Source organism: Achromobacter sp. Root565, from assembly GCF_001427425.1.
GTDB classification, from domain to species: domain Bacteria; phylum Pseudomonadota; class Gammaproteobacteria; order Burkholderiales; family Burkholderiaceae_B; genus Achromobacter; species Achromobacter spanius_D.
This window is the reverse complement of the sequence record NZ_LMGO01000001.1, coordinates 1065903-1090154: the sequence shown is the minus strand read 5'-3', so window position 1 is coordinate 1090154 and position 24252 is coordinate 1065903. Positions and strand designations below refer to the sequence as shown.

At 64.6% G+C, this 24252-nt stretch carries 21 protein-coding genes; 12 read left to right on the top strand and 9 right to left on the bottom strand.

What is annotated here, in order from left to right; all coding sequences use genetic code 11:
- Positions 1-1382 (top strand): hypothetical protein (locus ASD71_RS27920; protein WP_162253548.1); only part of this gene is annotated, 1382 nt, incomplete at its 5' end.
- Positions 1379-2302, top strand: a complete 924-nt coding sequence (locus tag ASD71_RS27915; RefSeq protein WP_156395080.1) for a DUF6708 domain-containing protein — start codon at positions 1379-1381, stop codon at positions 2300-2302. The genes ASD71_RS27920 and ASD71_RS27915, both read left to right, overlap by 4 nt.
- Before the next feature lie 851 nt (positions 2303-3153).
- Here the strand turns inward: ASD71_RS27915 and ASD71_RS04880 are convergent.
- Together ASD71_RS04880 and ASD71_RS04875 are read right to left on the bottom strand one after the other, a co-directional pair.
- A complete protein-coding gene (locus tag ASD71_RS04880) occupies positions 3154-4152 on the bottom strand; it encodes a tripartite tricarboxylate transporter substrate-binding protein (protein ID WP_056560474.1) in 999 nt (332 codons plus the stop codon).
- 181 nt (positions 4153-4333) lie between these two features.
- Positions 4334-5386, bottom strand: a complete 1053-nt coding sequence (locus ASD71_RS04875) for a LacI family DNA-binding transcriptional regulator (RefSeq protein ID WP_056560471.1) — start codon at positions 5384-5386, stop codon at positions 4334-4336.
- A 223-nt stretch (positions 5387-5609) separates the two neighbouring features.
- Between ASD71_RS04875 and ASD71_RS04870 the strand changes: the two genes are divergently transcribed.
- The 7 genes from ASD71_RS04870 to ASD71_RS04840 all read left to right on the top strand — a co-directional run bounded on the left by ASD71_RS04870 (position 5610) and on the right by ASD71_RS04840 (position 12864).
- Entirely contained in the window at positions 5610-6701 is a 1092-nt protein-coding gene (locus tag ASD71_RS04870) for a Gfo/Idh/MocA family protein (protein WP_056560468.1), read from the top strand.
- A 32-nt stretch (positions 6702-6733) separates the two neighbouring features.
- Positions 6734-7648, top strand: a complete 915-nt coding sequence (locus ASD71_RS04865; protein WP_056560466.1) for a sugar phosphate isomerase/epimerase — start codon at positions 6734-6736, stop codon at positions 7646-7648.
- A gap of 130 nt (positions 7649-7778) precedes the next feature.
- Entirely contained in the window at positions 7779-8957 is a 1179-nt protein-coding gene (locus tag ASD71_RS04860; protein ID WP_056560463.1) for an aldose 1-epimerase family protein, read from the top strand.
- Positions 8954-9715, top strand: coding sequence for an SDR family NAD(P)-dependent oxidoreductase (locus ASD71_RS04855; RefSeq protein WP_056560460.1), 762 nt, complete (start codon positions 8954-8956; stop codon positions 9713-9715). Before ASD71_RS04860 ends, ASD71_RS04855 begins: the two co-directional genes overlap by 4 nt.
- 32 nt (positions 9716-9747) lie before the next feature.
- On the top strand, positions 9748-10941 hold the full coding sequence (locus ASD71_RS04850) for a CaiB/BaiF CoA-transferase family protein (RefSeq protein ID WP_056560457.1): 1194 nt from the start codon (positions 9748-9750) through the stop codon (positions 10939-10941).
- Complete coding sequence (locus ASD71_RS04845; protein ID WP_056560454.1) at positions 10938-12083, top strand: hypothetical protein; 1146 nt, start codon at positions 10938-10940, stop codon at positions 12081-12083. Before ASD71_RS04850 ends, ASD71_RS04845 begins: the two co-directional genes overlap by 4 nt.
- Before the next feature lie 10 nt (positions 12084-12093).
- A complete protein-coding gene (locus tag ASD71_RS04840) occupies positions 12094-12864 on the top strand; it encodes an enoyl-CoA hydratase/isomerase family protein (protein ID WP_056560450.1) in 771 nt (256 codons plus the stop codon).
- A 61-nt stretch (positions 12865-12925) separates the two neighbouring features.
- On the opposite strand, the gene ASD71_RS04835 is transcribed toward ASD71_RS04840, so the two are convergent.
- The gene (locus ASD71_RS04835) at positions 12926-14482 is read right to left on the bottom strand and encodes an AMP-binding protein (protein WP_056560446.1); all 1557 of its coding nucleotides are present in this window, start codon (positions 14480-14482) and stop codon (positions 12926-12928) included.
- 268 nt (positions 14483-14750) lie between these two features.
- Between ASD71_RS04835 and ASD71_RS04830 the strand changes: the two genes are divergently transcribed.
- A complete protein-coding gene (locus ASD71_RS04830; RefSeq protein ID WP_056560443.1) occupies positions 14751-15719 on the top strand; it encodes a tripartite tricarboxylate transporter substrate binding protein in 969 nt (322 codons plus the stop codon).
- Positions 15720-15744: 25 nt separating this feature from the next.
- Here the strand turns inward: ASD71_RS04830 and ASD71_RS04825 are convergent, their stop codons facing one another.
- Positions 15745-16656, bottom strand: coding sequence for a LysR family transcriptional regulator (locus tag ASD71_RS04825; RefSeq protein WP_056560440.1), 912 nt, complete (start codon positions 16654-16656; stop codon positions 15745-15747).
- Positions 16657-16745: 89 nt separating this feature from the next.
- Here ASD71_RS04825 and ASD71_RS04820 point away from each other — a divergent pair, with 89 nt between their 5' ends.
- Together ASD71_RS04820 and ASD71_RS04815 are read left to right on the top strand one after the other, a co-directional pair.
- Positions 16746-17906 carry an acyl-CoA dehydrogenase family protein gene (locus ASD71_RS04820; RefSeq protein ID WP_056560437.1) on the top strand — a complete coding sequence of 387 codons (1161 nt, stop codon included), beginning with the start codon at positions 16746-16748 and terminating at the stop codon, positions 17904-17906.
- Positions 17903-19030: a CaiB/BaiF CoA-transferase family protein gene (locus tag ASD71_RS04815; protein WP_056560434.1), complete on the top strand. Its 1128-nt coding sequence runs from the start codon at positions 17903-17905 to the stop codon at positions 19028-19030. The genes ASD71_RS04820 and ASD71_RS04815 overlap by 4 nt, the downstream gene beginning before the upstream one ends.
- A 42-nt stretch (positions 19031-19072) precedes the next feature.
- On the opposite strand, the gene ASD71_RS04810 is transcribed toward ASD71_RS04815, so the two are convergent.
- The 5 genes from ASD71_RS04810 to ASD71_RS04790 all read right to left on the bottom strand — a co-directional run bounded on the left by ASD71_RS04810 (position 19073) and on the right by ASD71_RS04790 (position 24112).
- Positions 19073-19936, bottom strand: coding sequence for a proteasome-type protease (locus tag ASD71_RS04810; protein WP_056560432.1), 864 nt, complete (start codon positions 19934-19936; stop codon positions 19073-19075).
- A 63-nt stretch (positions 19937-19999) separates the two neighbouring features.
- On the bottom strand, positions 20000-20803 hold the full coding sequence (locus tag ASD71_RS04805; RefSeq protein ID WP_056560427.1) for a transglutaminase family protein: 804 nt from the start codon (positions 20801-20803) through the stop codon (positions 20000-20002).
- A 13-nt stretch (positions 20804-20816) separates the two neighbouring features.
- Entirely contained in the window at positions 20817-21791 is a 975-nt protein-coding gene (locus ASD71_RS04800) for an alpha-E domain-containing protein (RefSeq protein WP_056560425.1), read from the bottom strand.
- Positions 21792-21793: 2 nt separating this feature from the next.
- Positions 21794-23224, bottom strand: coding sequence for a circularly permuted type 2 ATP-grasp protein (locus tag ASD71_RS04795; protein WP_056560422.1), 1431 nt, complete (start codon positions 23222-23224; stop codon positions 21794-21796).
- A gap of 213 nt (positions 23225-23437) precedes the next feature.
- On the bottom strand, positions 23438-24112 hold the full coding sequence (locus ASD71_RS04790; protein ID WP_056560419.1) for a 5-formyltetrahydrofolate cyclo-ligase: 675 nt from the start codon (positions 24110-24112) through the stop codon (positions 23438-23440).
- Positions 24113-24252 lie beyond the last annotated feature (140 nt).

The window sequence follows — 24252 nt, the reverse complement described above, 5'->3', positions numbered from 1 at the left end:
GAGCCGGCTTCACCATTGTCCGTTACGACGTTGGAATCGACGACCTGCTGCGAGCCGCTTATGAATTCCAGGGGTATCAAACGCTTGGCGAAGACGGATTGTGGGGGTGGAAGATGCCGTCCCCGAAGATCAATCAGGCAGACCTTGGTCAGAAAACGTCAGTCTATGACTGGGTGAAGGTTGGTGAAACCACGTACCGCGAACTTGACGATGCGCCAACGGACAAGCCAGCACTGCCGCCACCCAGGCCTATTCATGTGAAAGGTAATCCATTCATCAATATGTTGAATCGCCTGCGCGGTCCCGGTGGACATCTGTTCTCCGGGCTGGGTGGATTTCTCGCTTTGAAGGGTCTTGCCGACGCTTGGAGAGAATTGCAAGGAGCCAATGATCGCGCTGTGACCATTGGCAGGTTGCTGGGCGCTGCGAGCGCAGTAGTTGGGGCAGGTATAGAAATTTCTATGTCAATTATCGCGGTCCAGGTTGGACGGCAAGGTAATGCCGCATTGGCGCTTAGATTGAAAACACTTTCAGCGAAGCGAGGGGTCGCAGTCTTCGGCGCGTTAGGCACCGGACTGGTGGCTGCAGCTGACTCGGTGAGAGCATTCAACGCATTTAACGACAATAACCCTGAGCAAGGACGGATGTTGGTAGGTGCCGCGCTAGCCGGTGGAGCTCTAACAGTCGCGACCTGGGCAGGGGGAACGGCGACGGCGGCCACGCTTAGTAGCGGGGCCGCCGTCGCGGTGCTCGGGTTGAGTCCAGCTGGGTGGGTGATTGTCGCAGGTGTTGCCACATTGCTCATTGTCGGATTTGCCATCGGCGCCGATATGAGTAAGCACGGACCGGCTGAAATTTGGCTAAAACACAGCGCCTGGGGCATCAGTGGCCGTCATTACGACAATCGCGAGGAATTAGACGCTGTTCACAGCTTCTACTATCGCCCGCGCCTGACCCCGGACTGGCATGCAGCCTCCAGCTTTCCCGTTGGCAACCTTCGCATCAGTTGCGAATTGCCCGGAATAACAGACATTCCTGCGGACAGCTTTCAAACAAAGTTGACTTTCATGTTGCGCGGAAAGCAGCTATCTCAGGTCGTCGGACCCGCTATTCATTCCATTGGCACGCACCCTGTCGACTATCACCGCGAATGCCTGGTTACGCCTTTGGGCAGCACTGGAAGAGAATGCGGTTGGTCAATCTTGATGCATAAAGACACGCGAGTTTTATTTGAATACCTGTACTTTCCTGATCCTGATGATCAGCCCGGAACTGCGTTGCAGCAGCCAGACGCGCCAACGCCGATGATTTTTTCATCAAGCGGCTGGTTCACAGACTCCATTGACTCAACCAAGCTCGAACCTGTGCGAGCGCCAAAATGAGTCGCGCTATTAAGCTCCTCCCAAAGAGCGTTCGTATCGGTGGAACGCCCCTCTCCAGAGGTTCCTCGACGACCGACAGGCCAGAGCCAGATGGAGTTCGACGCGTCAACAACTCGTGCGTTGAGCTCGAAACATACGCAAATTATGTCCAGCGCGGTGCGGCAGGCTCTATAGGCCTGTCCATCACAATCAGCGTCATCACTTCCATTGCTGCAGTACTAGGAATCGGCGTTGACAGCTTAGACAGGGAAACGTTGGTAGCCATATTTGCATGGCTTCCTGCCCTGACCGTCCTAGCCTCTATTTTTTACTTGGCTGGGGGTGCGCACAAAAGTCGCGGCGCTTTCATTCGCATCCATCGTGGCACTCGCAAACTCTATTTCATCTACCCAAGGGAAACGCGTCTTCACGTCTTGGACTGGGATCGACTTGAGGCGTTAGCCGGTTACATCCCAACTGTTTCGGCAAGCGGCTACGCCAGCAGACACCCACTTTATTTGATCGGAATCGACCACGCAATGAACCCGCCAACCGAAATCTGTGCTGCGTGCGGCAACCTCGGCCTGTTCGACGGAGACCGATCAGCCAAGTCGCTGTGGGCTTATCTTCAAGCCTTTATGGCCCACGGACCCGAGGGCTTACCTGAACCCGCAACGCTGCCTACTCGACTAAGCCGCAAACAAGAAACCCTTCAACCCTATCGAGATTGGTATGCCGGCTTGCGCAGAAAGTTGGCCGAGCCCTATGGCATGTTGAAAGCGCCGCTCACAATTTCCCTGTGGCTGGGGTGGCTCTTGATCAATGCCTTTCCGGATAGCGTGGAGGCCTTCATTCAGTACAACGTTCCTTACACGAAGTTCCCCGAGGAAATAGAGCAATTGTGCGGGTTTGATGAAGTGCGCACCGGTCATTCACGTTAATGGTGGGCGCTCTGAGCAGTGAAGCGATACACAGCTGTCGGAGCATGACGCAGGTTGTCCGTTCACTCCGCGGCGCGTTGGGGCAACCACACGCGCCCATGCCCTTGATGTATTCACCGGGAAAACTTCTGTTTGACCCGATCGATTCGCTCAAGTCCAACCGGTCCTGGGGTTCATTGAAGTCTGACATCAAACGCCTGCCGAGAAGTCTCCGGTTCGGCGGTACGCCCCTGTACGCACCGATTTTGCCTGCTGTTACGACACTGATTTACTTTGCCAGCGGAGCACATCGAACTCGTGGCGCTTATGTGCGAATTAATAGGCGTACACAGAAGCTGTATTACGTCTTCCCCAGAAGTAAACAACTTCACGTTATCGATTGGGCTCACGTCGAGGCGCTGGCCGGCTACATACCCATATTTTCGGGCACCATCAATACGTCAAGACATCCGCTGTACCTGTTAGGCGTGGATTCAGCCATGACCCCACCCACCGAGATTTGTGTGGCATGTGGAAACCTTGGGGTGGCAGTTGGTGACTTTTGTTCAATACAACGTACCGTACGCGCAGTTCCCCAAGGAGGTCGACAAGTTGTGCGGCTTCGACGAACAGGACACAGCCGTCGTTTGCGTCAACGGTGAAAGACCTGAGCCGTGATGTTCCCGTCGCTCATCATGGAGTGGGAACCTGCCCCCAACCGACGCTGAACAGAGCAAGAAAAGCCCGATTTACGCCAACACCTACTTGCTGGCAAAAATCGGGCTCATCATGGGTCGTCGTTGGCGCAATGGTTTCATCGGCGCTCTAGGTGCGCCGGATAATCGCGGGGGCCTAACCGGCCGCCGCACGCCTCAATCCGCGTAAACGCCCGCCTTGCGGATCACCCCGCCCCACTTGTCCACTTCAGACTTCAACCACGTCTGCAGGCCCTCAGGCGTCTGCTTGGCCTCGGGCACGATCTCGGCGCCCAGTTCGGCCATCTTCTGCGTGAAGACCGGGTCCTTCAGCGCGGCGCGCAGCGCGGCGTTGAACTTGTCGATCGCCTCGGGCGGCGTGCCCTTGGGCGCGTAGACACCGTGCCACACCTTGACCTCGAAATCCTTCAGGCCGCCTTCCTGCAGGGTGGGCGCGTCGGGCAGCGTCTTGATGCGTTCCTGGGTCGTGACGCCATACAGCTTGACGCGTTCACCCTTGATCTGCGGAATGGTTTGCGTGGTCTGGTCGCACAGCACGTCCACCTGGCCGCCCAGCAGCGCGGTCATGGCGGGCGCGGTGCCCGCGTACGGCACTGTCGTGAACTGCACGCCCAGCGACTCCTGCAGCAGCATGCCGCACAGCTGCGACACGGCGCCCAGGCCGGCATTGGCCAGGTTGATCTTGTTGCCGTTTTCCTTGGCGTACTTGATGAAGTTGGCCATGCCGTCGGCCGGCAGATCCTTGCGGCCCAGCAGGGTCATGGGCACGTCGGCGACCTGGCCAACATAGGCGAAGTCAGTCAGCGGATTGAACGACAGCTTGCGGTACAGCGCCGGCGCCGTGGCCATGCCGTTGTGGTGGATCAGAAAGGTGTAGCCGTCTGGCGCGGCGCGCGCCACGTGTTGCGAGGCCAGCGTGCCGCCGGCGCCGGTGCGGTTTTCGATGACGACGCTCTGTCCCAGCGTCTTGGCCATCGAGGCGCCCAGGCTGCGCGCCACGACGTCGGTGGGACCGCCCGCGGCAAACGGCACGACCAGCGAAATCGGGTGATTCGGGTAGGTTCCCTGCGCGCCGGCGTTGCCAAACGCCAGGCAGGACAGGGCCAGCATGGGCCAGGCTGCGCGCTTGATCGCGCGCGCGTATCGGTGGGACATGTCTCGCTCCTTGTAGTCTCTTGGGCCCGCGATGCCGCGCATGGCGGGCAGGCATCGGCAGTGTGGCGCGAGCAGGGCGAGGTTGGGAATTCGCGGATTCGCAAGCCGGGTTTCGGCGCGCGGAAAGGAGGGTTTACGCGGACTTGCCCACAGAAGCGCTAAATAGCGTGCGTGTAGCGCACTACGGTTCCGGTATGTTTTCCCGGAAGATCACCTGCAGCCGCGGCAGGTAGCTGGGTTCGGGCGCGCCCTTCACGGCCGCCACCAGCAGCTTGACGATCTCGCGCGCCTCGACGCGCGGGTTCTGGTCGATCACGGCGTCCATGGTGCGATCGAGCAACAGGCGGCGCGTGGCTTCGGTAAGGTCATGGCCGATGAAGACAATGCGAGGGGCGGCGGCCGCCTTGCCTGAGCGAGCCTCGTTCGGCCACGCCTCAGCCGGCCGCGCCTCCTTCAGCGCCCGCGCGATGCCCTGATTGCCCGCGCCGATGTTGTAGATCGCGTGCGGCGGGTCTTTGCGCAGCAGATCCTGCGTGACGGCAAAGGCGCGGTCACGGTCGTCGCCGATCTCGAGCGTGTGCGCGATGCGCAGGTGCGGAAACTCCTCGCTCAGCAGCGAGCGAAAGCCCATCTCGCGCTCTTCGTGGCCGCGATAGGCCAATGACCCCACGAACACCGCGACCTTCCGTTCGGTGTGCTGGGGCAGAAACCGGCCCAGCAACAGCGCGGCCAGGCGGCCCGCGGCGCGGTTGTCGATGCCCACGTAACCCAGGCGGGCCGAGATCGGGATGTCAGATACCAGGGTGCTCACATGCACGCCGCTGTCGCGCAGGGCCATGATGGCGTCGCGCACTTGAGGATGGTCCAGCCCGACCAGGCCAACGGCCTGCGTCTGCTCACGCAGCTCGTAGAGCTTTTTCGCGAGCTTGTTGGCATCGAATCCCTCGATCAGATGCAGGCGGGCCTCCACATCGGGGCGGGTGGCGGCTTCTTCGAGCAGATGCCGGCCCAACGCGGTCATGAAGCTGTTGGTGCCGGCGGGCAAGACGAAATCGACCCGCACGTCCTGCTTGGCGGCATCGGCGCCCGGGACGAAGTAGCCGAGGCGATTGGCAATCGCCAGCACGCGGTCGCGCGTCTTGCCGCGCACGCCGTCGCGGTCGTTCAGCACCCGGTCCACGGTGGCGGTGGACATGCCGGCTTCACGGGCAATGAGGGAAATGGTGGGACGCATCCGGACCAGGCTCTCAAGACACCATCAGTCGATGGCAACCGGGCCATCATAATCCATCATTTGCAATCATTCAGGATCAAAAAGGTAACGCTGCTGCCCTATGTGAGCAAACCGCCTTTACCCCTGATTGTTTTGATGTGAATATCGCGGCTCAATACATCAAATACCGCACGGCAGGATGCCAGGCAGTCGACAGTGCATACCGGGCCGGCAGGAGGAGCACATGTCGCACCCAACCTTGGTGCCCGACCCCCCCGTTCGGGAACGGCGCTTTCGCATCGGCTGCATCGGCGCCGGCATGATCATGGCCGAGTGCCATCTGGCGGCCTATCAGCAGGCCGGCTTCACGGTGGCGGCGATCGCGTCGCGTACCCGCAGCAAGGCGGCCGCGGTCGCCGAACGCTACGGCATCCCGCGTGTGCATGACGATCCCCTGGCCCTGATCGCCGATCCGCAGATCGAGATCGTGGACATCGCGTATCCGCCTGACCAGCAGCCCGCGCTGATTCGCGCCGCATTGCGCGCCCCGCACGTGCGCGGCGTGCTGGCGCAGAAGCCCCTCGCGCTCTCGCTGGATGAAGCCCGCGCCCTGCGCGACGAGGCCCGGGCCGCCGGCAAGATCCTGTCGGTGAACCAGAACATGCGCTACGACCAGTCGATGCGCACGCTCAAACAGCTGCTCGACCAAGGCGTGCTGGGCACGCCGGTGTTCGCGCAGATCGACATGCACGCGATCCCGCACTGGCAGGATTTCCTGCGCGGCTATGACCGACTGACGCTTTCGAACATGAGCGTGCATCACCTCGATGCCCTGCGCTATCTGTTCGGCGAGCCCACCGAGATCACCAGCATCACCCGCCCCGATCCGCGCACCGAGTTCGCGCATCAGGATGGGCTGGTGACCACCATGCTGCGCTTTGGCAACGGGCTGCTCGCGCTTTCGCTCGAAGACGTGTGGTCCGGCCCGCGGGCCGAGGGATACCCCGACGACCAGCACATCCGCTGGCGCGTGGAAGGCACCGAGGGCGTCGCGCGCGGCACCATCGGCTGGCCCACCGGCGAGCCGTCGACCCTGAGCTACGCCTCGCGCGCGGCCGAGGGCCATACCGACGGGCGTTGGGTGACGCCCACGTGGGACACGATGTGGTTTCCGCATGCCTTCATCGGCGTGATGGAGCAGTTGCAGTACGCGCTGGCCAGCGGCACCGAGCCTGCGTTGAGCGTGACCGACAACGTACGCACGATGGCGCTGGTCGAGGCCGCGTATACGTCCATCGCCGAAGGCCGCACAGTACGGCTGCCGGCTGTTGAATAACCAGACAGAAAAAACAGACGGAGACAACCATCATGATCCAGACCGGAATCTTCTCGGGCTACTTTCCCTATGAACTGGAGCGCACCGCCAAGGTGATCCGTTCGCACGGCTTCAATACCGTGCAGCTGGACCTGCATTTCAAGGACATGGAGCTCGGCCCGGGGCAGCTGACCGCGCAGAAATGCACGCAGATCCGCGACACCTTCCGCCACTACAACCTGCCGGTGTCCTGCATCTCGGCCTACACCAATATCGTCCACCCCGATCCCGCCGAGCGCCAACGCCGCAATGGCTATCTCAAAGAGATCCTCACGCACGCGCGCCAGTTGGGTTCGCCCTACGTGATCTCGGAAACCGGCACGTTCGACACCGAAAGCGACTGGGTGCATCACCCCAAGAACAAGACCGAGGAAGGCTGGGACCAGTGCCGCGCGGTGATCGCCGAGCTGTCGCAACATGCCTATGACCATGGCGCGGTGTTCCTGCTGGAGACCTACGTGAACAACGTGGTGGGATCGGTCGAGGAAACGCTGCGCATGTTCGCCGAAGTGGACCACCCTGGCCTGGGCCTCCTGATGGATCCGACGAACTTCTTCGAAGCGCACAACATCGACCACATGGACCGCACGCTCAATCAGGTGTTCGACGCGCTCTCCGACAAGATCTGCATCGCGCATGCCAAGGACGTGAAGCGTTCGGGCGATGACAAGTCGGAAAAGCACAGCGACATCGGTGACGAGGGCGCGGCCGAAAGCCATACCTTCCGCGGGGTGGGCGAGATCGAGTTGCCGGCGCCGGGCCTGGGCGCGCTCAATTACGACCTGTATCTGCAGCGCCTGGCAAAGAAACACCCCAACATTCCCATCATCATCGAACACCTGACCGAAGACGACGTGCCGCGCGCCAAGACCTTCCTTGACGAGCGGCTGCGCGCGAACGGCCTGTAGGCCGGCGCCGCAAGCAACACCGGCGCACCGCGAAGCCATCATCGAACAAGGCTGGCGGCGCGCCGCTCGAACACGATTCTGAACACCGACACCGGTGGATGCGCGCCCGCGCATCCGCCAGGGAGAACTCATGCCTGACATTTACGGGACCTGGATGACGCGCCGCGACGTAGAGGCGCGCACCGGGCAGCTTGCGCAGTTTGCCGGCGTACGCCTGATGACGCTGGACGATGGGCTGGAGCGCGGCATCCGCATGCTGGAGTTCCGCAGCGGCACGGGCCTGCGTTTCACGGTGCTGGTGGATCGCGCGATGGACATCGCCGACTGCGAATATCGCGGCATGGCCATGGGATGGCAATCGCCGTCGGGCTTTCGCCATCCCGGACTGCATGACTACGAAGGCGAGGGCGGACTGGGCTGGATGCGCTCGTTCTCGGGCCTCATGATCACCTGCGGGCTGGACCACATCCTGTTCATGTACGACGCGCCGGCCGACAACTATGTGTACGGCCCACGCAAGACGGCCAGGCAATCCATCCATGGCCGCGTCGGCACCATACCCGCGCGGCTGACCGGCTACGGCGAACGCTGGGACGGCGACCGCTGCGTGCTATGGGCCGAAGGCGTGGTGACCCAGGGCACCGTGTTCGGCGAGCATCTCGAGCTGCACCGCCGCATCGAGATCGAGGTGGGCACCAACGACATCAAGTTGTCGGATCGTGTCGTGAACCGCGGCTTCTACCGCACGCCGCATATGCTCTGCTATCACATCAACCTGGGCTATCCGGTGCTGGACGCCGATTCGCGCTATCTGGCGCCGATCCGCGATGTGGTGTGGGCCGCGCACGAGCAGGATTACCGCAAGCAGGGCGTGGGCTACCGCCGCATGCCGGCGCCGCAGCTGGGCTTTCATGAGCAGGTGTGGCAGCACGAGATGGCGGCCGCTGCCGACGGCAGCGTGCCGGTCGCCCTGGTGAACGATGCGCTGGGTCTGGGCATGCAGGTCAGCACCTACAAGCATCAATTCCCCTGCCAGTACCAATGGCAGAATCTGCAATCGGGCCAGTATGCGATGGGCATCGAGCCCTCCACCAACCATGTGCTGGGCCAGGGCGCGGCGCGCGAGCGCAACGAGCTCATCTGGCTGGAGCATGGCGACGAGCGCCGCTACGACACCACGTTCAGCGTGCTGGGCTCGGCCGCCGACATCGCGGCCTGCGAAGCCCGCATCCGCGCGATCGCGGAGCAGCCCGAGACCGACTATCCGCCGCTGTCGGGGCGCTTTGCGCCCATTGCGGGGCGCTCATGAGCGCGCGCTTCTCGTTGCAAGGCCGCCGCGTGCTGTACACGGGTGCGGCGGGCGGCTTTGGCGTGGGCACCACGCTTGCGCTGCTGGAGGCGGGCGCAAGCGTGATTGCGCTGGACAACCACGCCGGGCATATCGATCACTTGCGCAGCACCGTGCCGGCGCAGTTTGCCGATCAGCTTCAGATCCTGCAGGCCGACCTCGCCGATGCCGGCGCACTGCAATCGCACCTTGAGCAGCTGACCGCCGAGGGCACGATCGATGTGGTCATCAACAACGCGGCGATCTATCCCTCGCGCCCGTTCGAGGAGTACAGCGATGCCGAGCTGGCGCGCGTGCACCGCGTCAACGTGGAGGCGGCCGTGCAGATCGTGCGCGCGGCGCTGCCGGGCATGCGCGAGCAGCAGTGGGGCCGCGTGATCAACATCTCGTCGATCACGCTGTCGGGCGGCTGGGAAAACCTGTTGCCCTACGTGCAGTCCAAAGGCGCGATGGTGGGCGCCACGCGCGCCTTCGCGCGCGAGTTTGGCAAGTGGGGCATCACGGTCAACGCCATCTCGCCGGGCGCGTTTCCGACCGATGCCGAGAAGATCCATCCCGATCCCGAGGGCTACAACCGCATGGTGCTCGAACGCCAGTCGGTGAAGCGCCGCGGGCACGCCGGCGACATCGCCGCGGCCATCGTGTTCCTCGCCTCGGACGAGGCGGGTTTCATTTCCGGACAGACGCTGGCAGTGGACGGCGGCTGGGTCATGCATTAAGGCGCATCGGCGCCACGCAAAGGGTAGAAGCAATGAGCATTCTTTCTGGCTACAAGGTTCTGGACTGCTCCATCGCCATGGCGGGGCCGTTCGCGGCGCAGCGCCTGGGCGACCTGGGCGCCGACGTGATCAAGATCGAGCCGCCCACCGGCGAATGGCAGCGGCACGCGCCCGCCGGCGGCATCACGGGCAACAAGATCAACGTGTCCTTTCTCTCGCTGAACCGCAACAAGCGTTCGCTCGCGATCGATCTGAAGAGCGCCGGCGGCAAGGAGATCATCCAGAAGCTCGCGGCGCAGGCCGATGTGTTCATCCAGAACTACCGGCCGGGTGTCGCCGGCCGCCTGGGGGTGGACTACGAGACCCTGTCGGCCCTGAACCCGCGCCTCATCTATGTATCGATGTCGGGCTTCGGCGAAGACGGGCCCTATGCCACGCGCCCCGGGCAGGATCTGCTGCTGCAGGCGATGTCGGGCGCGATGCTGTCGTCGGGCCGGGCCGGCGAAGCACCTCGCGCGGCGGGCCAGTATGTGGTCGACGCCGTCACCGCGTATTGCGCCTTCGAAGGCGTGCTGGCCGCGCTGCTGCACCGCGAGCGCACCGGCGAGGGCCAGAAGGTCGAGGTCAACATGCTGGATGCGATCACCACGATCCAGATGCAGGAGCTCTCGGTGTACACGGTGGGGCACAAGCCGCAGGTACGCAGTGCCGAGCCGCATGCCCACGTGTATATCCGTGCGCCCTACGGCACCTTTGCGACAAGCGACGGCTATCTGGCGCTGGCCATGCCCGACATGAACGTGCTGGCGCGCGTGACCGAAGAGCCGCGCCTGGCGGCGTACACCGAGCGCGACGGTTGGGAAAAGCGCGACGAGATCTATGCGCTCGTGCGCGATACGCTGGCCAAAGCCTCGACCGCCGACTGGTTCGCCAAACTGGATGCCGCCGGCATCTGGTGCAGCCCCGTTTACGGCTACGCCGATCTGGTCGAAGACCCGCAGATCGCGCATAACGGCACGTTCGTCGAATACGACCATCCGACCGAAGGCCGGATCAAGACGCCGGGCTTTCCGATCCGCTTTTCCAAGACCCCGAGCCAGGTGTTGCGCGGCGCGCCGCTCACCGGTCAGCACACCGAAGAAGTGCTGCGCGATTTCGGCTTCAGCGACAACGAGATCGCCGCGCACGCGACCTCGGGCGCGGTGCTGCGCGGGGCCTCGGAATGAGCGAGCGCGCGCTGCCGTATCGCGGCCTGACCTGGGATCATCCGCGCGGATTCAACGCCCTGCACGCGGCTGCCGCCCACACGCCGCTGGTGCACTGGGACAAGCAATCGCTCGAAGGTTTCGAGTCGGCGCCCATTGCCGAACTCTGCGCCCGTTATGACCTGGTGGTGCTGGATCATCCTCATCTGGGCGAAGCCCTGGCGCACGATTGCCTGCAAGCGCTGGACACGGTGTTCGCGCCCGACGAGCTGGCGCGGATTGCACGTGACAGCATCGGGCTGTCGTACGACAGCTATCGCATGGCCGATCGCCAATGGGCGCTGCCGCTGGACGCCGCCACGCAGGTGATGGCGACGCGCGCCGATCGCTTGGGTGACCCCGTGCCGCGCACCTGGCACGAGGTGCTGACGCTGTCGCAACGCAGCGGCTCGGTCGCGCTCAGCTGGGGCGGACCGCACCCGTTTCTGTCGCTGCTGTCGATCGCCGCTGCCATCGCGCCCGATACCGACCTGCGGCCGCACGGCGCCTGGCATGACGCCGCGACGCTTGCGGGCGCGTGCGACGTGCTCTCCGAATTGGCGCGGCTCACGCCCGCGCAAGCGCTGGCCTACAACCCGATCGCGCTGCTCGGCCACATGAGCGCGCGCGATGACATCACGCTATGCCCGCTGGTCTATGGCTACGTGAACTACGCCACGTCCGCGGTCGCCAAGCCGCTTACGTTCCGCGACGCGCCCCAAGCCGATGCCGGCCGGCCCGGCTCGATCCTCGGCGGCACCGGCATCGCGATCTCGCGGCGCTGCATCGTGGGGCCCGAGTTGCGCGCGCATCTATTGTGGTTGCTGGCAGCCGATACCCAAAGCCGTTTCATCCCGCAGCACGAAGGACAGCCCAGCCATCGCGGCAGCTGGGCCGATGCAAACGTGAATGCGGCGAGCGGCAACTTCTATGCCAATACGGCCCGCACGCTGGAAGCCGCCTCGATCCGGCCGCGGCACGACGGCTACATCGCGTTCCAGAGCGAGGCCTCGCAGTTCCTGCGCGACGGCGTCGCCGCCCGCGCATCGTCCCATGCATTGGCGCGCGGCCTGACCGAGCGTTTCGAGGCCAGCCTGGCCGTCACCCCAAGCACTCCGCAATAAGGATGTCGACGTGAGCGCACTCGTCAATCTCAGTATCGATGGCCATGTCGCCATCATCGAACTCAATCGTCCCGAGAAGCTGAACGCAATGACGCCCGAGATGGCCGACTTGCTGATCGCGGCGGTGGAGCAATGCAATTCCGACGCGCAGGTGCGTGCGGTGATCCTGACCGGCGCGGGCCCCAAGGCCTTCTGCGCCGGCTCGGACATCACCGAGCTTGACCGCTACGCCACGCCCTGGGATTTTCGCAATCGGCTCGACTACTGCGACTGCGTGCGCATGTTGAAAAAGCCCACGGTGGCGGCGATCAACGGCTATACGTTCGGCGGCGGCCTGGAGATGGCATTGGCCTGCGATATCCGCATCGCGTCCGATAACGCGCGTCTGGGCGCGCCCGAGATCAAGCTGGGCTGGATCGGCGGCGGCGGCATGACGGCGCAGCTCGTCCATGCGATCGGCCCGAGCAACGCCGCCCTGATGGTGCTGACCGGCGATCCCATTCGCGCCGATCAGGCGCTGGCCTGGGGCCTGGTGAGCGAAGTGGTGCCGCAGGAACAGTTGCGCGAGCGCGCGCAGGCGCTTGCCGCCACCATCGCCTCGCGCGCGCCGATCGCGGCCGAGACGGCACGCGTCAATCTGCGCGCCGCGCTGTCGATGCCGCTGGAGAAGGCCGTGGAGTACGAGCGCGATCTGCAGGCGATCTGCTTTGCCACGGCGGACGCCAAGGAAGGCCGCAAGGCATTTGAAGAAAAGCGCGCGCCGAAGTTCGAGCGGCGCTGACGCCTCAGGTGCCGCTTTGGGCGGCACCTAACCGCTCCGCCATGCCCGCATGCCGTTGCGATCACCCCACCTTGCGGTCCTCATCAATCCAGAATGCATCCCGCATCTGCTTTCTTGCGACCTTGCCATTGGCGTTCTTCGGCAGTTCCGCCAACAGTTCGACGCTCCGCGGCTTCTTGAAGTCGGCCAGTTGCTTGCGGCAATGCTCGATCAGGTCGGCCGGGGTCGCCGCTTCGCCCGGCTTGAGGACGATCATCGCCTTTACTGACTCGCCCCACAGTTTGTCGGGCACACCGAACACGCAGGCTTCGTAAACGGCGGGGTGCTGGTAGAGCGCCTGCTCGACTTCCGTCGGGTAGATGTTGAAGCCCCCCGAGATGATCATGTCCTTCTTCCGGTCGACGATGTACATGAAACCTTCGTCGTCGGTGCGGGCCAGGTCGCCCGTATGCAGCCAGCCGTCGCGCAGCGCCTGCGCCGACAGTTCCGGTTCTTGCCAGTAGCCGGCAAAGACGTCAGGACCGCTGACGGTGATTTCGCCAATTTCGCCGGGAGGCACTTCCTGCCCGTCTTCATCGACCAGCCGGACTTCGCTTTCGCCGAAAGGCCGGCCGCAGGACAGAAGGCGCTCCGGATGGCCCGCCATCGCATCGGCGTGATCCAACGCGCTTAGCAGAACGAGGCCGCCTGTCGTCTCGCCGGCGCCATATCCCTGGCTGAGCTTCGGTCCCAATGCTTCCCAGGCCTCGCGGATGCGTGCGGGTGCCATCGGCGCGCCGCCATAGGAGATCTGCCGCAGTGCGGACAGATCATGGCGATGCAGGTTCGGATGAGCGATCAGCATGTTGACCATCGTGGGCACCATGAAGCTGAAGGCGGCGCGGTGGCGGGCGGCCGACGCGAGAAAGGCCTCGGGCTCGAAGCGGTCGTGCAGCAGGATCGTGCCGCCCTGAAACAGGAACGGTTGCATGAACATGCCGCTGGCGTGCGTGATCGGCCCGGCCAACGCCAGCACTTCACCCGGATTCGCGCGCATTCGGCCCATGACCACCTTGCGCAGCGACGCCAGGCGGTTGCCGACCGTCTGCATGGCGGCCTTCAGCTTGCCGGTTGAACCCGACGTGAAATGCAGCACCGCCAGGTCTTGCGGCTGCATGGGGACATCCGGATTACGGTCGGCGGCAGCCTCCAGCAGGCGTTCGTAGGACCGCCAGTCGCCAGCGTCCCGGCTTCCGGTCACGACGAGGTGGCGAACGGTTTCGAAGGCGTTGCGACGCGACTCGGCGTCCTCCAGATGCGCCGGATCCACGATAAATACGGCGGCCTGCGCGTTGTTGACCGAGTCCACCATCTCCTGCGCAGACAAGCGGGCATTCAATGCCACCTTGACCAGTCCCGCCTTGTACAGGGCGCACTCCAGCTCGATGATTTCAGGGCAATTCCAGGCCTGGACGGCGACGCGGTCGCCTTTGGTCAGGCCCAGCCCGAGCAGCGCATTGGCCAGTCGATTGGACCGGGTTTCCAGCTGACCAAAGCTTATGCTGCGGTCGCCGAAAATGATGGCGGGACGGTCGCGCCAGTAGCGCGCATTGCGGGTGGTGTATCGGCCTTGGTTCATGACGGCTCCGTTTCGAATTTGGCTTGCCGCTATGCTGCGCGGCGCAGCGCACGGCCGCATAACCGGGACGCTAAACATCATGCCGCCGCGTTATCGCGCAGGGCCGATTCCTGTGCGTTATGAAGATCATCGGGTATGGCATGACGCGGCGCCCGGCGCCGGGTTACCTCTATTGCCAAAGGGGAGGCGACGGTCCAACCCCGACAAGAAACAGGAGACAGGTGTGGAAAAACGAGATGTTCGGTGGGTTGCAAAGGCGGTTCGTCGCTTGGCCGAGGCGACCCTCACCCTGGCAGGCCTGAGCGCCATCGCTCCGGCCCAGGCGGCGGACGTCGCGGCCAGATATCCCGAAAAGCCCATCCGCCTGATCGTTCCATTCAAGGCGGGCGGGCAGTTCGACTACATCGCCCGGCTGGTGTCGGTGCCGCTGGGCAAGGAGCTGGGGCAGACCATCATCGTTGAGAACGTCGGGGGAGGAGGAGGCAATCTGGGCGGCGGCAAAGTCGCCAGCGCGCCGGCCGATGGCTATACCCTGCTTGAATATGGCGGCAACTTTGCGATCGCGAAACATTTGTCGCCCAAGTTGACATTTGATCCGATCGCCGACCTTGCGCCGGTGTCGGGCTTGAGCATTGCCCCCCACGTCGTACTGGTCAACAGCGCGTTGCCGATCAGGACGTTCGCTGAACTGCAGGCGTACGCCAAGGCGCATCCCGGCAAGCTCAGCTACGGCAGCCCTGGCGTGGGTTCGTCCATGCACCTGACGTTCGAAACCATCAAGCAGCACTTTGGCCTGGACGCCGTCCACGTGCCGTACCGCGGCGGCAGCAACGCGTTGAATGACCTGGCGGGCGGACAGATAGACGTTGGCATCGTGGCCGTCGCGCCCGCCATGCCGTTTATTACGTCGGGCAAGATCCGCGCGGTGGCCGTCACCAGCGAGCAGCGCGCGGCGTCCCTGCCTGACGTGCCGTCAGTTGCCGAACTGGGTTACGCAGGCTTCGACAGCGGAAGCTGGGCGGGCATTGCCGTGCCGAAGGGGACGCCGTCCGCCGTGGTAGACCGCCTGAACGCGGCAATCCGCCGCGTCATGGCCGACCCGCAAGTCGTGCAGGCGCTTGAGTCGCAGTCATTCAAATCCATCGCCGGCTCGCCGGCCGACATGGGCAAGCTCATCGACCAGGAGTCGGCTCGCTATGGACCGCTGATCCAGCGCCTGGGCCTGACGGCGGAATAGCGGACGCCATGGGACGGGGCGGGGGTTACTTCGCCTGCGCGCGCCGCTGCGCGTGCTGGCGCAGGATCTCCAGCAGCCGCTCGGTCAGTGGCGACTGGTAGCTGTTGCGCCGCGTCAGAACGCCGATCTGGCGATGCCAGGTCAGGTCATCCAGCGGCACGATGGCAAGGTCATGGCCGGCGTGCGCCGACAGGGTCATTTCGCTGACCAGCGTCAACAGGTCGGTGCCGTGCAGGATGCTCAGCAGGTTCGATACGGACGCGTTGGATTCGATGGTCACTTCGGGCGGGGGTGAGCCGTGCTGCTCGAATCTGGTCTCCAGCCAGCGGCGCGAGGCGGCTTGCGGGCCGGGCAGCATCCACTTGTAGGGAGCAAGGTCTGTGAAGCGGATCTTGCGGCCGTTCAGCAAGGGATGGCCCGGCCGCGCCGCGGCATATAGCCGGTCGGCAAACAACGGTTCGCAATCGAATTCGGCCGCCGTGGCGGATTCAAACAGCGAGCTGATCGCAAAGTCCAGGTCTCCCTGGCGCAGGGCAGGAATCAAGGCATCGTTCAGGCTGACCATGACCTGCACCTTGGCGGCGGGCCGCTGCGACAGCAATTCGATGCAGGCGGGATTGAAGAACGGCTCGGCCAATAGCGGCGTGACGCCCGCGCGCAATTGCCCGATGCTGCCGCGATGCAGATCACCGGCCTCCTGCATCGCGTCGTCAAGCTCGCGCCGGGCCTGGACCGACCGTTGATAGAACGCGCGTCCGGGAATCGTCAGTTCCATGCCTTTGGGCGTGCGCAGGAACAACTGCAGCTTCAGCTCTTCCTCCAGCCGGCGGATCCCCTTGGTCAGCGCGGGTTGGCTGATGCCGATGCTGTCCGCGGCACGGCCCACGTGCCCCAGGCGGGCGACGGCCAGGAAATAGTCCAGATCTTCCAGTCTCATGATTCCGCGCGGTTATCAAGATCGAAGAAAAGATAATCATGAGGATGGCTAGCGCTGTCAAGCTGGGCATTACCGAGACAGGAGACATCATGCCCAACGACACACCGCTTACCTTGGCCGAGCTGCGCGAGCGGCTGCGGCAGTATCTGCAGGATGAACTGCTTCCGCTGGAGCGATCGCTCGGCCTGGGGTACGAAGACAAGTTCGAGCGCAGCTTGGTGCAATCCGTATGGAAACGGTGCCGGACCCTGGGGCTGTACGGTCCGCAGCTGCCGGTCGAACTGGGCGGGCAGGGCCTGCCCTATCGTGATCTGTGCGTGCTGAAGGATGACGTCGCCGCTTCCGGCGCCATTCTGTTTCCGCACGTGCTGGGCGACTGGGGCGGGCCATCGCGTATCGGCAATCTGGTGCGACATGCCACGCCGTATCAGCTGGAGCACTACATCATGCCCGTGATTCATGCCGAGCGCGGCGCCTGCTTTGCCATGACGGAACCGCAGTCGGGTTCTGACGCGACCCGGCTGCAGACCACTGCGGTCGAGGACGGCGACGACTACATCGTCACGGGCACCAAGCACTACATCACGGCGTCCATGTTTGCGGACTTCGCCATCACGATGTGCGTCACCGACCCGGAGGCAGGGACCGACGGCATCTCGGCGATATTGATCGACCTGGACAGCCCTGGCGTGCGGCTTGTGCACGACTGCGTGCCGATGACGGGCCAGTACGTGGACGCGGACATCGTGTTCGATCAGGTCCGCGTGCCGAAGAAGAATCTGATCGGCGCGCCGGGGCAGGGCTTCAAGATCGCCATGAATCGCATCAGCGTGAACCGGCTGCTGCATTGTCCGACGATGATAGGCCTGGCGCGCCAGGCCTTCAGGCTGGCGGTGGACTACGCCAGGCACCGCCAGCAGTTCGGCGGCCCGATCAGCCGCTTCCAGGCCATCCAGCACATGCTGGCCGACATGGCGACGGCGTTGTATGCCTGCGAACACATGGTGCTTGCCACGGCGGCAAAGGCCGACGCTGGCGCAGACGTGCGGGACGAGGCCGCCATGTGCAAGCTGTTCGTGTCCGAACGCTGCTTCGACATTGCCGACAAGGCCATGCAGATCCACGGAAACGTGGGCGTGACGAAGAACCATCCCGTGGAGTTCATATTCCGCCGCCTGCGCCTTTACCGCATTGTCACCGGCACCAGCGAAATCCAGCGCAATACGATCGCCAAGGGGATCCTGGCATGACCCGAGGCGGCGGCTATCTCAGCGGGCTGACCGTGCTGGACCTGGGCCAGCTTCACCCGGGCCCATATACGGCGATGCTGCTCGGCCAGCTTGGCGCCACCGTGATCAAGGTGGAAAAGCCGCAGGGCGACACGGCGCGTCAGCTCGGCGCGGAAACGTTTGCCAAGTACAACCGCGGCAAGCGATCCATCAGCCTGGACTTCACGCGCGAGGAAGACCGGAGCACCCTCCTGCAGCTGGCCGCGCGCAGCGACGTGCTGATCGAAGGCTTCCGGCCCGGTGTCATGGCCAGGATGGGGTTGGACTACACCCGTCTGGCGCGAGCCAATCCACGCATCGTGATGTGTTCAATTTCGGGCTTTGGTCAGACAGGCCCTTACGCGCAGCGTCCCGGCCACGATGTGAACTACCTGGCCCTGTCCGGCTATTGGGCCGTTCCATCGCAGGTGCGCGACGTGATGGGGCGCCCGCGTTTGCGGCTGTCGGACTATTGCGCGGCCATGCACGCCGCCTTGGCGATCCTGGCCGCTGTCGATGACGCGCGTGTCTCTGGCGTGGGCCAGCATCTGGATGTGTCCATCCATGATGCGCTGACCGCGTGGATGGCGCCGGCCCTGCAGGCGATGACCCGGTCCCACGGCGCGGGCCTCGACAACCTGCCGCATATCATGCCCGACAACGACGTGTTCGAGACGGCCGATGGACGGCATCTTGCGCTCGGCATACTGGAGGAGGCCTTCTGGCAAAACCTGTGCGAGGCACTCGCGCCGGACTGTCCCGAACTGACCACGGAGATTTACCGGACGCGGGCAGGAAGGCTGGGCGACAAGCGGGCGCTGAACGACCGGCTGCGCACGTTGTTTGCCAGCCGCAGCCTGGCATATTGGGAAGGCGTGTTCCGCGGCCGTGATATTCCCTGGGCGCCCGTGCTTCTACATGACGAGGTCTTCGACGACCCGCACGTACGGCATCGTGGCGTGGTTGCCGAGACGGCGGACGGGCCCCGCGTGGCGTTTCCGGTCAAGTTTTCCAAGCCGCTACCGGTGCAGCCGGCAGCGGTGCCCGAGCTGGATGGAAATCGGGACGAGATCCTGGCCTGGGCAAGCGGACGCGGGCCGCGATAGACGGTGGGCTGTGGCCCCATCCTTCTGCGACCGTCACGCGCCTTAGTTGGGCTGGTCCTTGCCGGGGTCTTCGGCGAGCACCTGGGGCGTCACGTAGGGGGCGTGGGCCGTGTTGACAGGCTCCATGCGCAGCGGCTGGTGCACGCGCGATGGCGGCACCAGCGAGCCGGGCGCGTCGGGATTGGTCCAAGACGGATCCGGGATCTCCGCGAAGACCTGGCGCAGGCGTTCACCCCAGGAGCCGCGGATCATGCGGAAGTATTCGTTGTGCTCGTCGATGCTGGCAAAGTGCGTCACGCGCAACGAATTGGCGCTGTACACCAACAGGTCCAGCGGCACGCCCACCGAGATATTGGAGCGCAGCGTGGAGTCCATGGAGATCAGCGCGCACTTGGCGGCCTCGTCCAGCGAGGTGTCCGGTTGCAGCACGCGGTCCAGGATGGGTTTGCCGTACTTGGCCTCGCCGATCTGGAAATACGGGCATTCCTGGCCGGCCTCGATGAAGTTGCCCGCCGAATACAGCTGGAACAGACGGCATTGCTCGGTGCCGATCTGGCCGCCGAAGATCATGCTGACGTTGAAATCCACGCCCTGCTCGTGCAGGGCCGCGGCCTCGCTGCGGTAGACCTCGCGCACCGCCGCGCCCACCAGCCGCGTGGCCGCGAACATGTCGGGCGCGTTCCAGAGGGTGTCGGCGCCTTCTTCGCGCTGACGGGTCAGCACGTTCAGCACGGCCTGGCTGACCGCCAGGTTGCCGGAGGTCATCAGGACCATGACGCGCTCGCCCGGCAGTTCGAACACGGTCATCTTGCGAAAGACGCTGATCTGGTCGACGCCCGCGTTGGTACGGGAGTCGGAGAGAAACACCAGGCCGGCGTCGAGGCGGGCGGCTACGCAGTAGGTCATGATCGGAAAGAGGGAAAAACCACCACGCATTGTATTGCGGCGCGGCGGGGCAGATGTTACGGCTTACCGCTGCGCCCCGGCCTGGACCTGGACGCTGATTTCCATGGATTCCTCGCCGCCGCCGGTGCGCACGCCCCGCACGGGCGAGGCCGAGTCGTAATCCCGGCCCACCGCCAGCCGGCAATGGCACTCCGAGGCGAACTGGTTGTTGGTGATGTCCACGCTGGTCCAGCCCACGTCGGGCAGCCAGACGTCCGCCCACGCGTGGCTGGCCGCATGCTCGGCGGTGGTGTACAGGTAGCCGCTGACGTAGCGCGCAGGCACGGCCAGGCCGCGCACGCAGGCCAGGAACAGGTGGGCGTGGTCCTGGCACACACCCAGGCCCAGGGCCAGCACCTGATCGGCGGCGGTTGTGACATCCGTGGTGCCGGGCACGTAGGCCACGCGGGCATGGATCGCCGCGGCCAGATTCAGGATGTCGTCGGAGGTCGACAGCCCGTTCGGCAGCACCGAGCGCGCAAACGCCAGAATGGTCTCGTCCGCTTGGGTCAGCTGCGTGGGCACGCAATAGGCATGCACCGGCAGGCGGCTGTCTTCGCTGCCCAGCACGCCCCGCGTCAGTGGCGCCACCAGCACCTGGCCGGACACGCGCAGTTCGATGTCGCTGTGCGGCTGGTTCAGCGTCAGGGTGTGCGTGATGTTGCCGTAGGCGTCGACCTGCTTGTCCAGTTGGCCGGGCGCCTCGATGTTCCACCGCAGCACGCGCTGGTGCTCGTCGTCGCGCGGCGTCAGACGCAGGGTCTGGATGCTGTAGTTGACCGGCGCCGTGTAGCGGTAATGCGTGACGTGCGTGATGATCTGCTTCATTGCCTGCTCCGAGTTAGGCCGACAGCGGCACCAGGAAATCCTGACTGATCCGGTTGCCCAGGTCGTTGATGCGGTCCAGGAAGCGGTCCAGGTAGCGGTGCAGTCCGCTCGCCAGAATGTCTTCGACGCGCCCGTACTGCAGTTCAGCACACAGCATGCCCGCACGCCGCTCGGTTTCGGTCGAGCGCTGATTCGAGACGCGCGCCAGGTCGTCGGCCATCGCCCGCATCGAGGCCAGCAGCGATCGCGGCATGTCGCCATGCAGGATCAGCAGCTCGGCCACGCGGTCGGGCGTGATGACATCACGGTACACCTTCCGGTAGATCTCCAGGCCGGACACGGAACTGAGCAGCGCCGACCAGCGGTAGAACTCGCTTTGCACGGCGGCTGCGCCGGCCGGTTCCGCGCGGCTGTCCTGCGTGCCCGCGCCGCCGCGTTCGTGAAACTTCACGTCCAGCATGCGCGCGGTGTTGTCCGCGCGTTCCAGGTGCATGCCAATGCGCATGAAGTACAGCGCCTCGTCTTCCAGCATGGTGGCGATCGTGACACCGCGCGCCAGGTGCGAGCGGAATTTCACCCATTCGAAGAACTCGCCCGGATTGCGCTCCAGCAGTCCGGTGTGCAGATGCTTGAGCAGTTCGAGCCACGTGGTGTTGTAGGTTTCCCAGACCTCCGTCGTGAGGCTGCCGCGCACGGCGCGCGCGTTTTCCCGGGCGGCGCGCATGCAGGAATAGATCGACGAGGAATTCGCCGGGTCGCGCACCATGTACTGCAGCACATCGTGCGGCGAGATCGATGCGTACTTGCTTTGATACAGCCCCTGCAGCTCGGAGATGCGCAGCACGCCCAGCCACGAGCCCTCGCGCGTCTGCGTATCCTGCGGCAGCAGCGACATCTGCAGGTTCACGTCCAGCATGCGGGCGGTGTTTTCGGCACGCTCGGTGTAGCGGCACATCCAGAACAGGTTGTCGGCGGTTCGGCTCAGCATGGTCAGTCCTCCAGCACCCAGGTGTCCTTCGTGCCGCCGCCCTGGCTGCTGTTGACCACCAGCGATCCTTCTGTCAACGCCACGCGGCACAGGCCGCCCGGCACGGTGCGGATCTCCTTGCCGCACAGCACGTACGGACGCAGGTCCACGTGGCGCGGCGCGATGCCCGATTCCACGTAGGTGGGGGTGGTCGACAGGGCCAGCGTGGGCTGCGCGATGTAGTTGGCGGGATTGGCGCGCACGCGGTCCTTGAATGCTTCCACGTCGGCACGCGAGGCGGACGGCCCGACCAGCATGCCGTAGCCGCCCGCGCCATGCACTTCCTTGACCACCAGCTCGTGCATGTTGGCCAGCACGTGGGACAGTTCGTCCGGCCGGCCGCAGCGCCAGGTGGGCACGTTCGACAGGAGGGGTTCTTCGCCCAGGTAGAAGCGGATCATGTCGGGCACGTACAGATACGTGGACTTGTCGTCGGCGATGCCGGTGCCGATGGCGTTGGCCAGCGTGACGCGACCGGCGCGATACACCGACAAGAGGCCCGGCACGCCCAGCGCGGAATCGGCGCGAAACGCCAGCGGATCCAGAAAATCGTCGTCCAGCCTGCGGTAGATCACGTCCACCTTGCGCGGCCCGCGCGTGGTGCGCATGTAGACGGTGTTCTGCTCGACGAACAGGTCCTGCCCTTCGACCAGCTCCACGCCCATCTGCTGCGCCAGAAATGCGTGCTCGAAGTAGGCAGAGTTGTACATGCCCGGCGTCAGCACCACCACGGTGGGATCGTCGCCGCCATGCGGCGCGACCTCGCGCAGGTTGTCCAGCAGCAGGTCGGGATAGTGCGCCACCGGTTCGACCTTGATGCGGCCGAAGGCATCGGGCATGAGCCGCATCGACATCTTGCGGTTCTCCAGCATGTACGACACGCCCGACGGCACGCGCAGGTTGTCCTCCAGCACGTAGAACTCGCCCGCGCCCGCCCGCACGATGTCCACGCCGGCGATGTGGCAGTAGATGTCCTCGGCCACGGCGACGTCCTGCATCTCGGGGCGGTATTGCGCGTTCAGGAAGACCTGCTCGGCGGGCACGATGCCGGCGCGCACGATGTCGTGGCCGTGATAGATGTCGCGGATGAACAGGTTCAGCGCGCGCACGCGCTGCTTCAGGCCGGCTTCCAGAAGCCGCCATTCGTCGGCGGGGATGATGCGGGGGATAAGGTCGAACGGGATGAGGCGTTCGGTGCCGGCGGCGTCGCCTGCAACCGAGAACGTGATGCCGACGCGGCGAAAGCTCAGGTCGGCCTCCAGCCGGCGCACGGACATGGCTTCGTCCGACTGCTCGGTGTGCCAGCGCTCGAACGCCTGGTAGTGGGCGCGGATGCGGTTCTCGCCATCGCGCATTTCGTCATAGGCGGATGGACGGGCGGGTGGGTGCTTCATGGCTCCTCCGGTGCAGATACATATCTACAAGCAACCCGCATGCCAGCTTTGGCGGCAGGCGGGCGCCACGGCGTCAATATGCGCTGGGGACGGGGGAATTGCCATCCCCATGGCGGACGAAGAAGAAATCGGGGGACGGGCCGCGCCGCGGCGGGCGCCGGGGCGTTGGCGGGCGCACCACGCTGGTGCGCCACGCCGGACGAAACTGGTGCGTCAGTTCATCCGATACGAGTGCAGGACCGATCCGCCGGTCTTGCCTTCCTCAAGCGGGGCGTGCGGCACCCAGCCGTCCTGGGTCAGCACCGCGTCCAGCCGGACGTCGTGCGGGGCGGGGACATATCCCGGATACAGCTCGCCGCAGCTCCACGCGATGCCGATGGCGGTGAAGGCGTGGCCGCGTTCACGCAGGGCGGCCAGCGTGCGGTCGTAGTAGCCGCCGCCATAACCCAGGCGGTCGCCCTGTTCCGTGTAACCGAGGGTGGGCACCAGGACCACGTCGGGCAGCAATTCGGGGCCGGCCACGGGTTCCTGGATGCCGTACGGGCCGGCGCGCAGTTCGGCCTCGGGCGTCCAGGGCAGGAACGCGAGCGGCGCGTTGCGCTCGCGCACCACGGGCAGGGCGACGGTCATGCCGGCTTCGGCCCATTGCGTCAGCAGGGGGCGCAGATCGGGCTCGTCGGCCATCGGCCAGAACGCGGCGACGGTTGTGGGGGCCGGATGGCCCGCCTGCACGGCCTGGTCGCGGGCGACATTCAGCCACGTGAAAAGGCGCGCGCGCATGAGCAAAGCGCCTCGGCTGCGCTGGTCGTCAGGCAGGTCGGCGCGCAATTTTCGCAATCGCGTGCGCTCCTGGACTGCGGTATCCTCTTGAGTATTTTGCGTAGTCATGCTGTGGCTGTAACCGGGGGGTTGAAGATGAAGGCAAACATGCTGAAGACGAATTTGCGTAGGCTCAGCATGCGGGTGCGTCGAGAGACAGGCGCCCAGCAGCCCCCACGGTATCAGAATTCGTCGTCGCCAGCGGCTGG

Excerpts from the sequence above, each read along its gene's own strand:
- ASD71_RS27915 (WP_156395080.1), top strand. The coding sequence starts at position 1,379 with ATGAGTCGCGCTATTAAGCTCCTCCCAAAGAGCGTTCGTATCGGTGGA.
- ASD71_RS04880 (WP_056560474.1), bottom strand. The coding sequence starts at position 4,152 with ATGTCCCACCGATACGCGCGCGCGATCAAGCGCGCAGCCTGGCCCATG.
- ASD71_RS04875 (WP_056560471.1), bottom strand. The coding sequence starts at position 5,386 with ATGCGTCCCACCATTTCCCTCATTGCCCGTGAAGCCGGCATGTCCACC.
- ASD71_RS04870 (WP_056560468.1), top strand. The coding sequence starts at position 5,610 with ATGTCGCACCCAACCTTGGTGCCCGACCCCCCCGTTCGGGAACGGCGC.
- ASD71_RS04865 (WP_056560466.1), top strand. The coding sequence starts at position 6,734 with ATGATCCAGACCGGAATCTTCTCGGGCTACTTTCCCTATGAACTGGAG.
- ASD71_RS04860 (WP_056560463.1), top strand. The coding sequence starts at position 7,779 with ATGCCTGACATTTACGGGACCTGGATGACGCGCCGCGACGTAGAGGCG.
- ASD71_RS04855 (WP_056560460.1), top strand. The coding sequence starts at position 8,954 with ATGAGCGCGCGCTTCTCGTTGCAAGGCCGCCGCGTGCTGTACACGGGT.
- ASD71_RS04850 (WP_056560457.1), top strand. The coding sequence starts at position 9,748 with ATGAGCATTCTTTCTGGCTACAAGGTTCTGGACTGCTCCATCGCCATG.
- ASD71_RS04845 (WP_056560454.1), top strand. The coding sequence starts at position 10,938 with ATGAGCGAGCGCGCGCTGCCGTATCGCGGCCTGACCTGGGATCATCCG.
- ASD71_RS04835 (WP_056560446.1), bottom strand. The coding sequence starts at position 14,482 with ATGAACCAAGGCCGATACACCACCCGCAATGCGCGCTACTGGCGCGAC.
- ASD71_RS04825 (WP_056560440.1), bottom strand. The coding sequence starts at position 16,656 with ATGAGACTGGAAGATCTGGACTATTTCCTGGCCGTCGCCCGCCTGGGG.
- ASD71_RS04820 (WP_056560437.1), top strand. The coding sequence starts at position 16,746 with ATGCCCAACGACACACCGCTTACCTTGGCCGAGCTGCGCGAGCGGCTG.
- ASD71_RS04815 (WP_056560434.1), top strand. The coding sequence starts at position 17,903 with ATGACCCGAGGCGGCGGCTATCTCAGCGGGCTGACCGTGCTGGACCTG.
- ASD71_RS04810 (WP_056560432.1), bottom strand. The coding sequence starts at position 19,936 with ATGACCTACTGCGTAGCCGCCCGCCTCGACGCCGGCCTGGTGTTTCTC.
- ASD71_RS04805 (WP_056560427.1), bottom strand. The coding sequence starts at position 20,803 with ATGAAGCAGATCATCACGCACGTCACGCATTACCGCTACACGGCGCCG.
- ASD71_RS04800 (WP_056560425.1), bottom strand. The coding sequence starts at position 21,791 with ATGCTGAGCCGAACCGCCGACAACCTGTTCTGGATGTGCCGCTACACC.
- ASD71_RS04795 (WP_056560422.1), bottom strand. The coding sequence starts at position 23,224 with ATGAAGCACCCACCCGCCCGTCCATCCGCCTATGACGAAATGCGCGAT.
- ASD71_RS04790 (WP_056560419.1), bottom strand. The coding sequence starts at position 24,112 with ATGACTACGCAAAATACTCAAGAGGATACCGCAGTCCAGGAGCGCACG.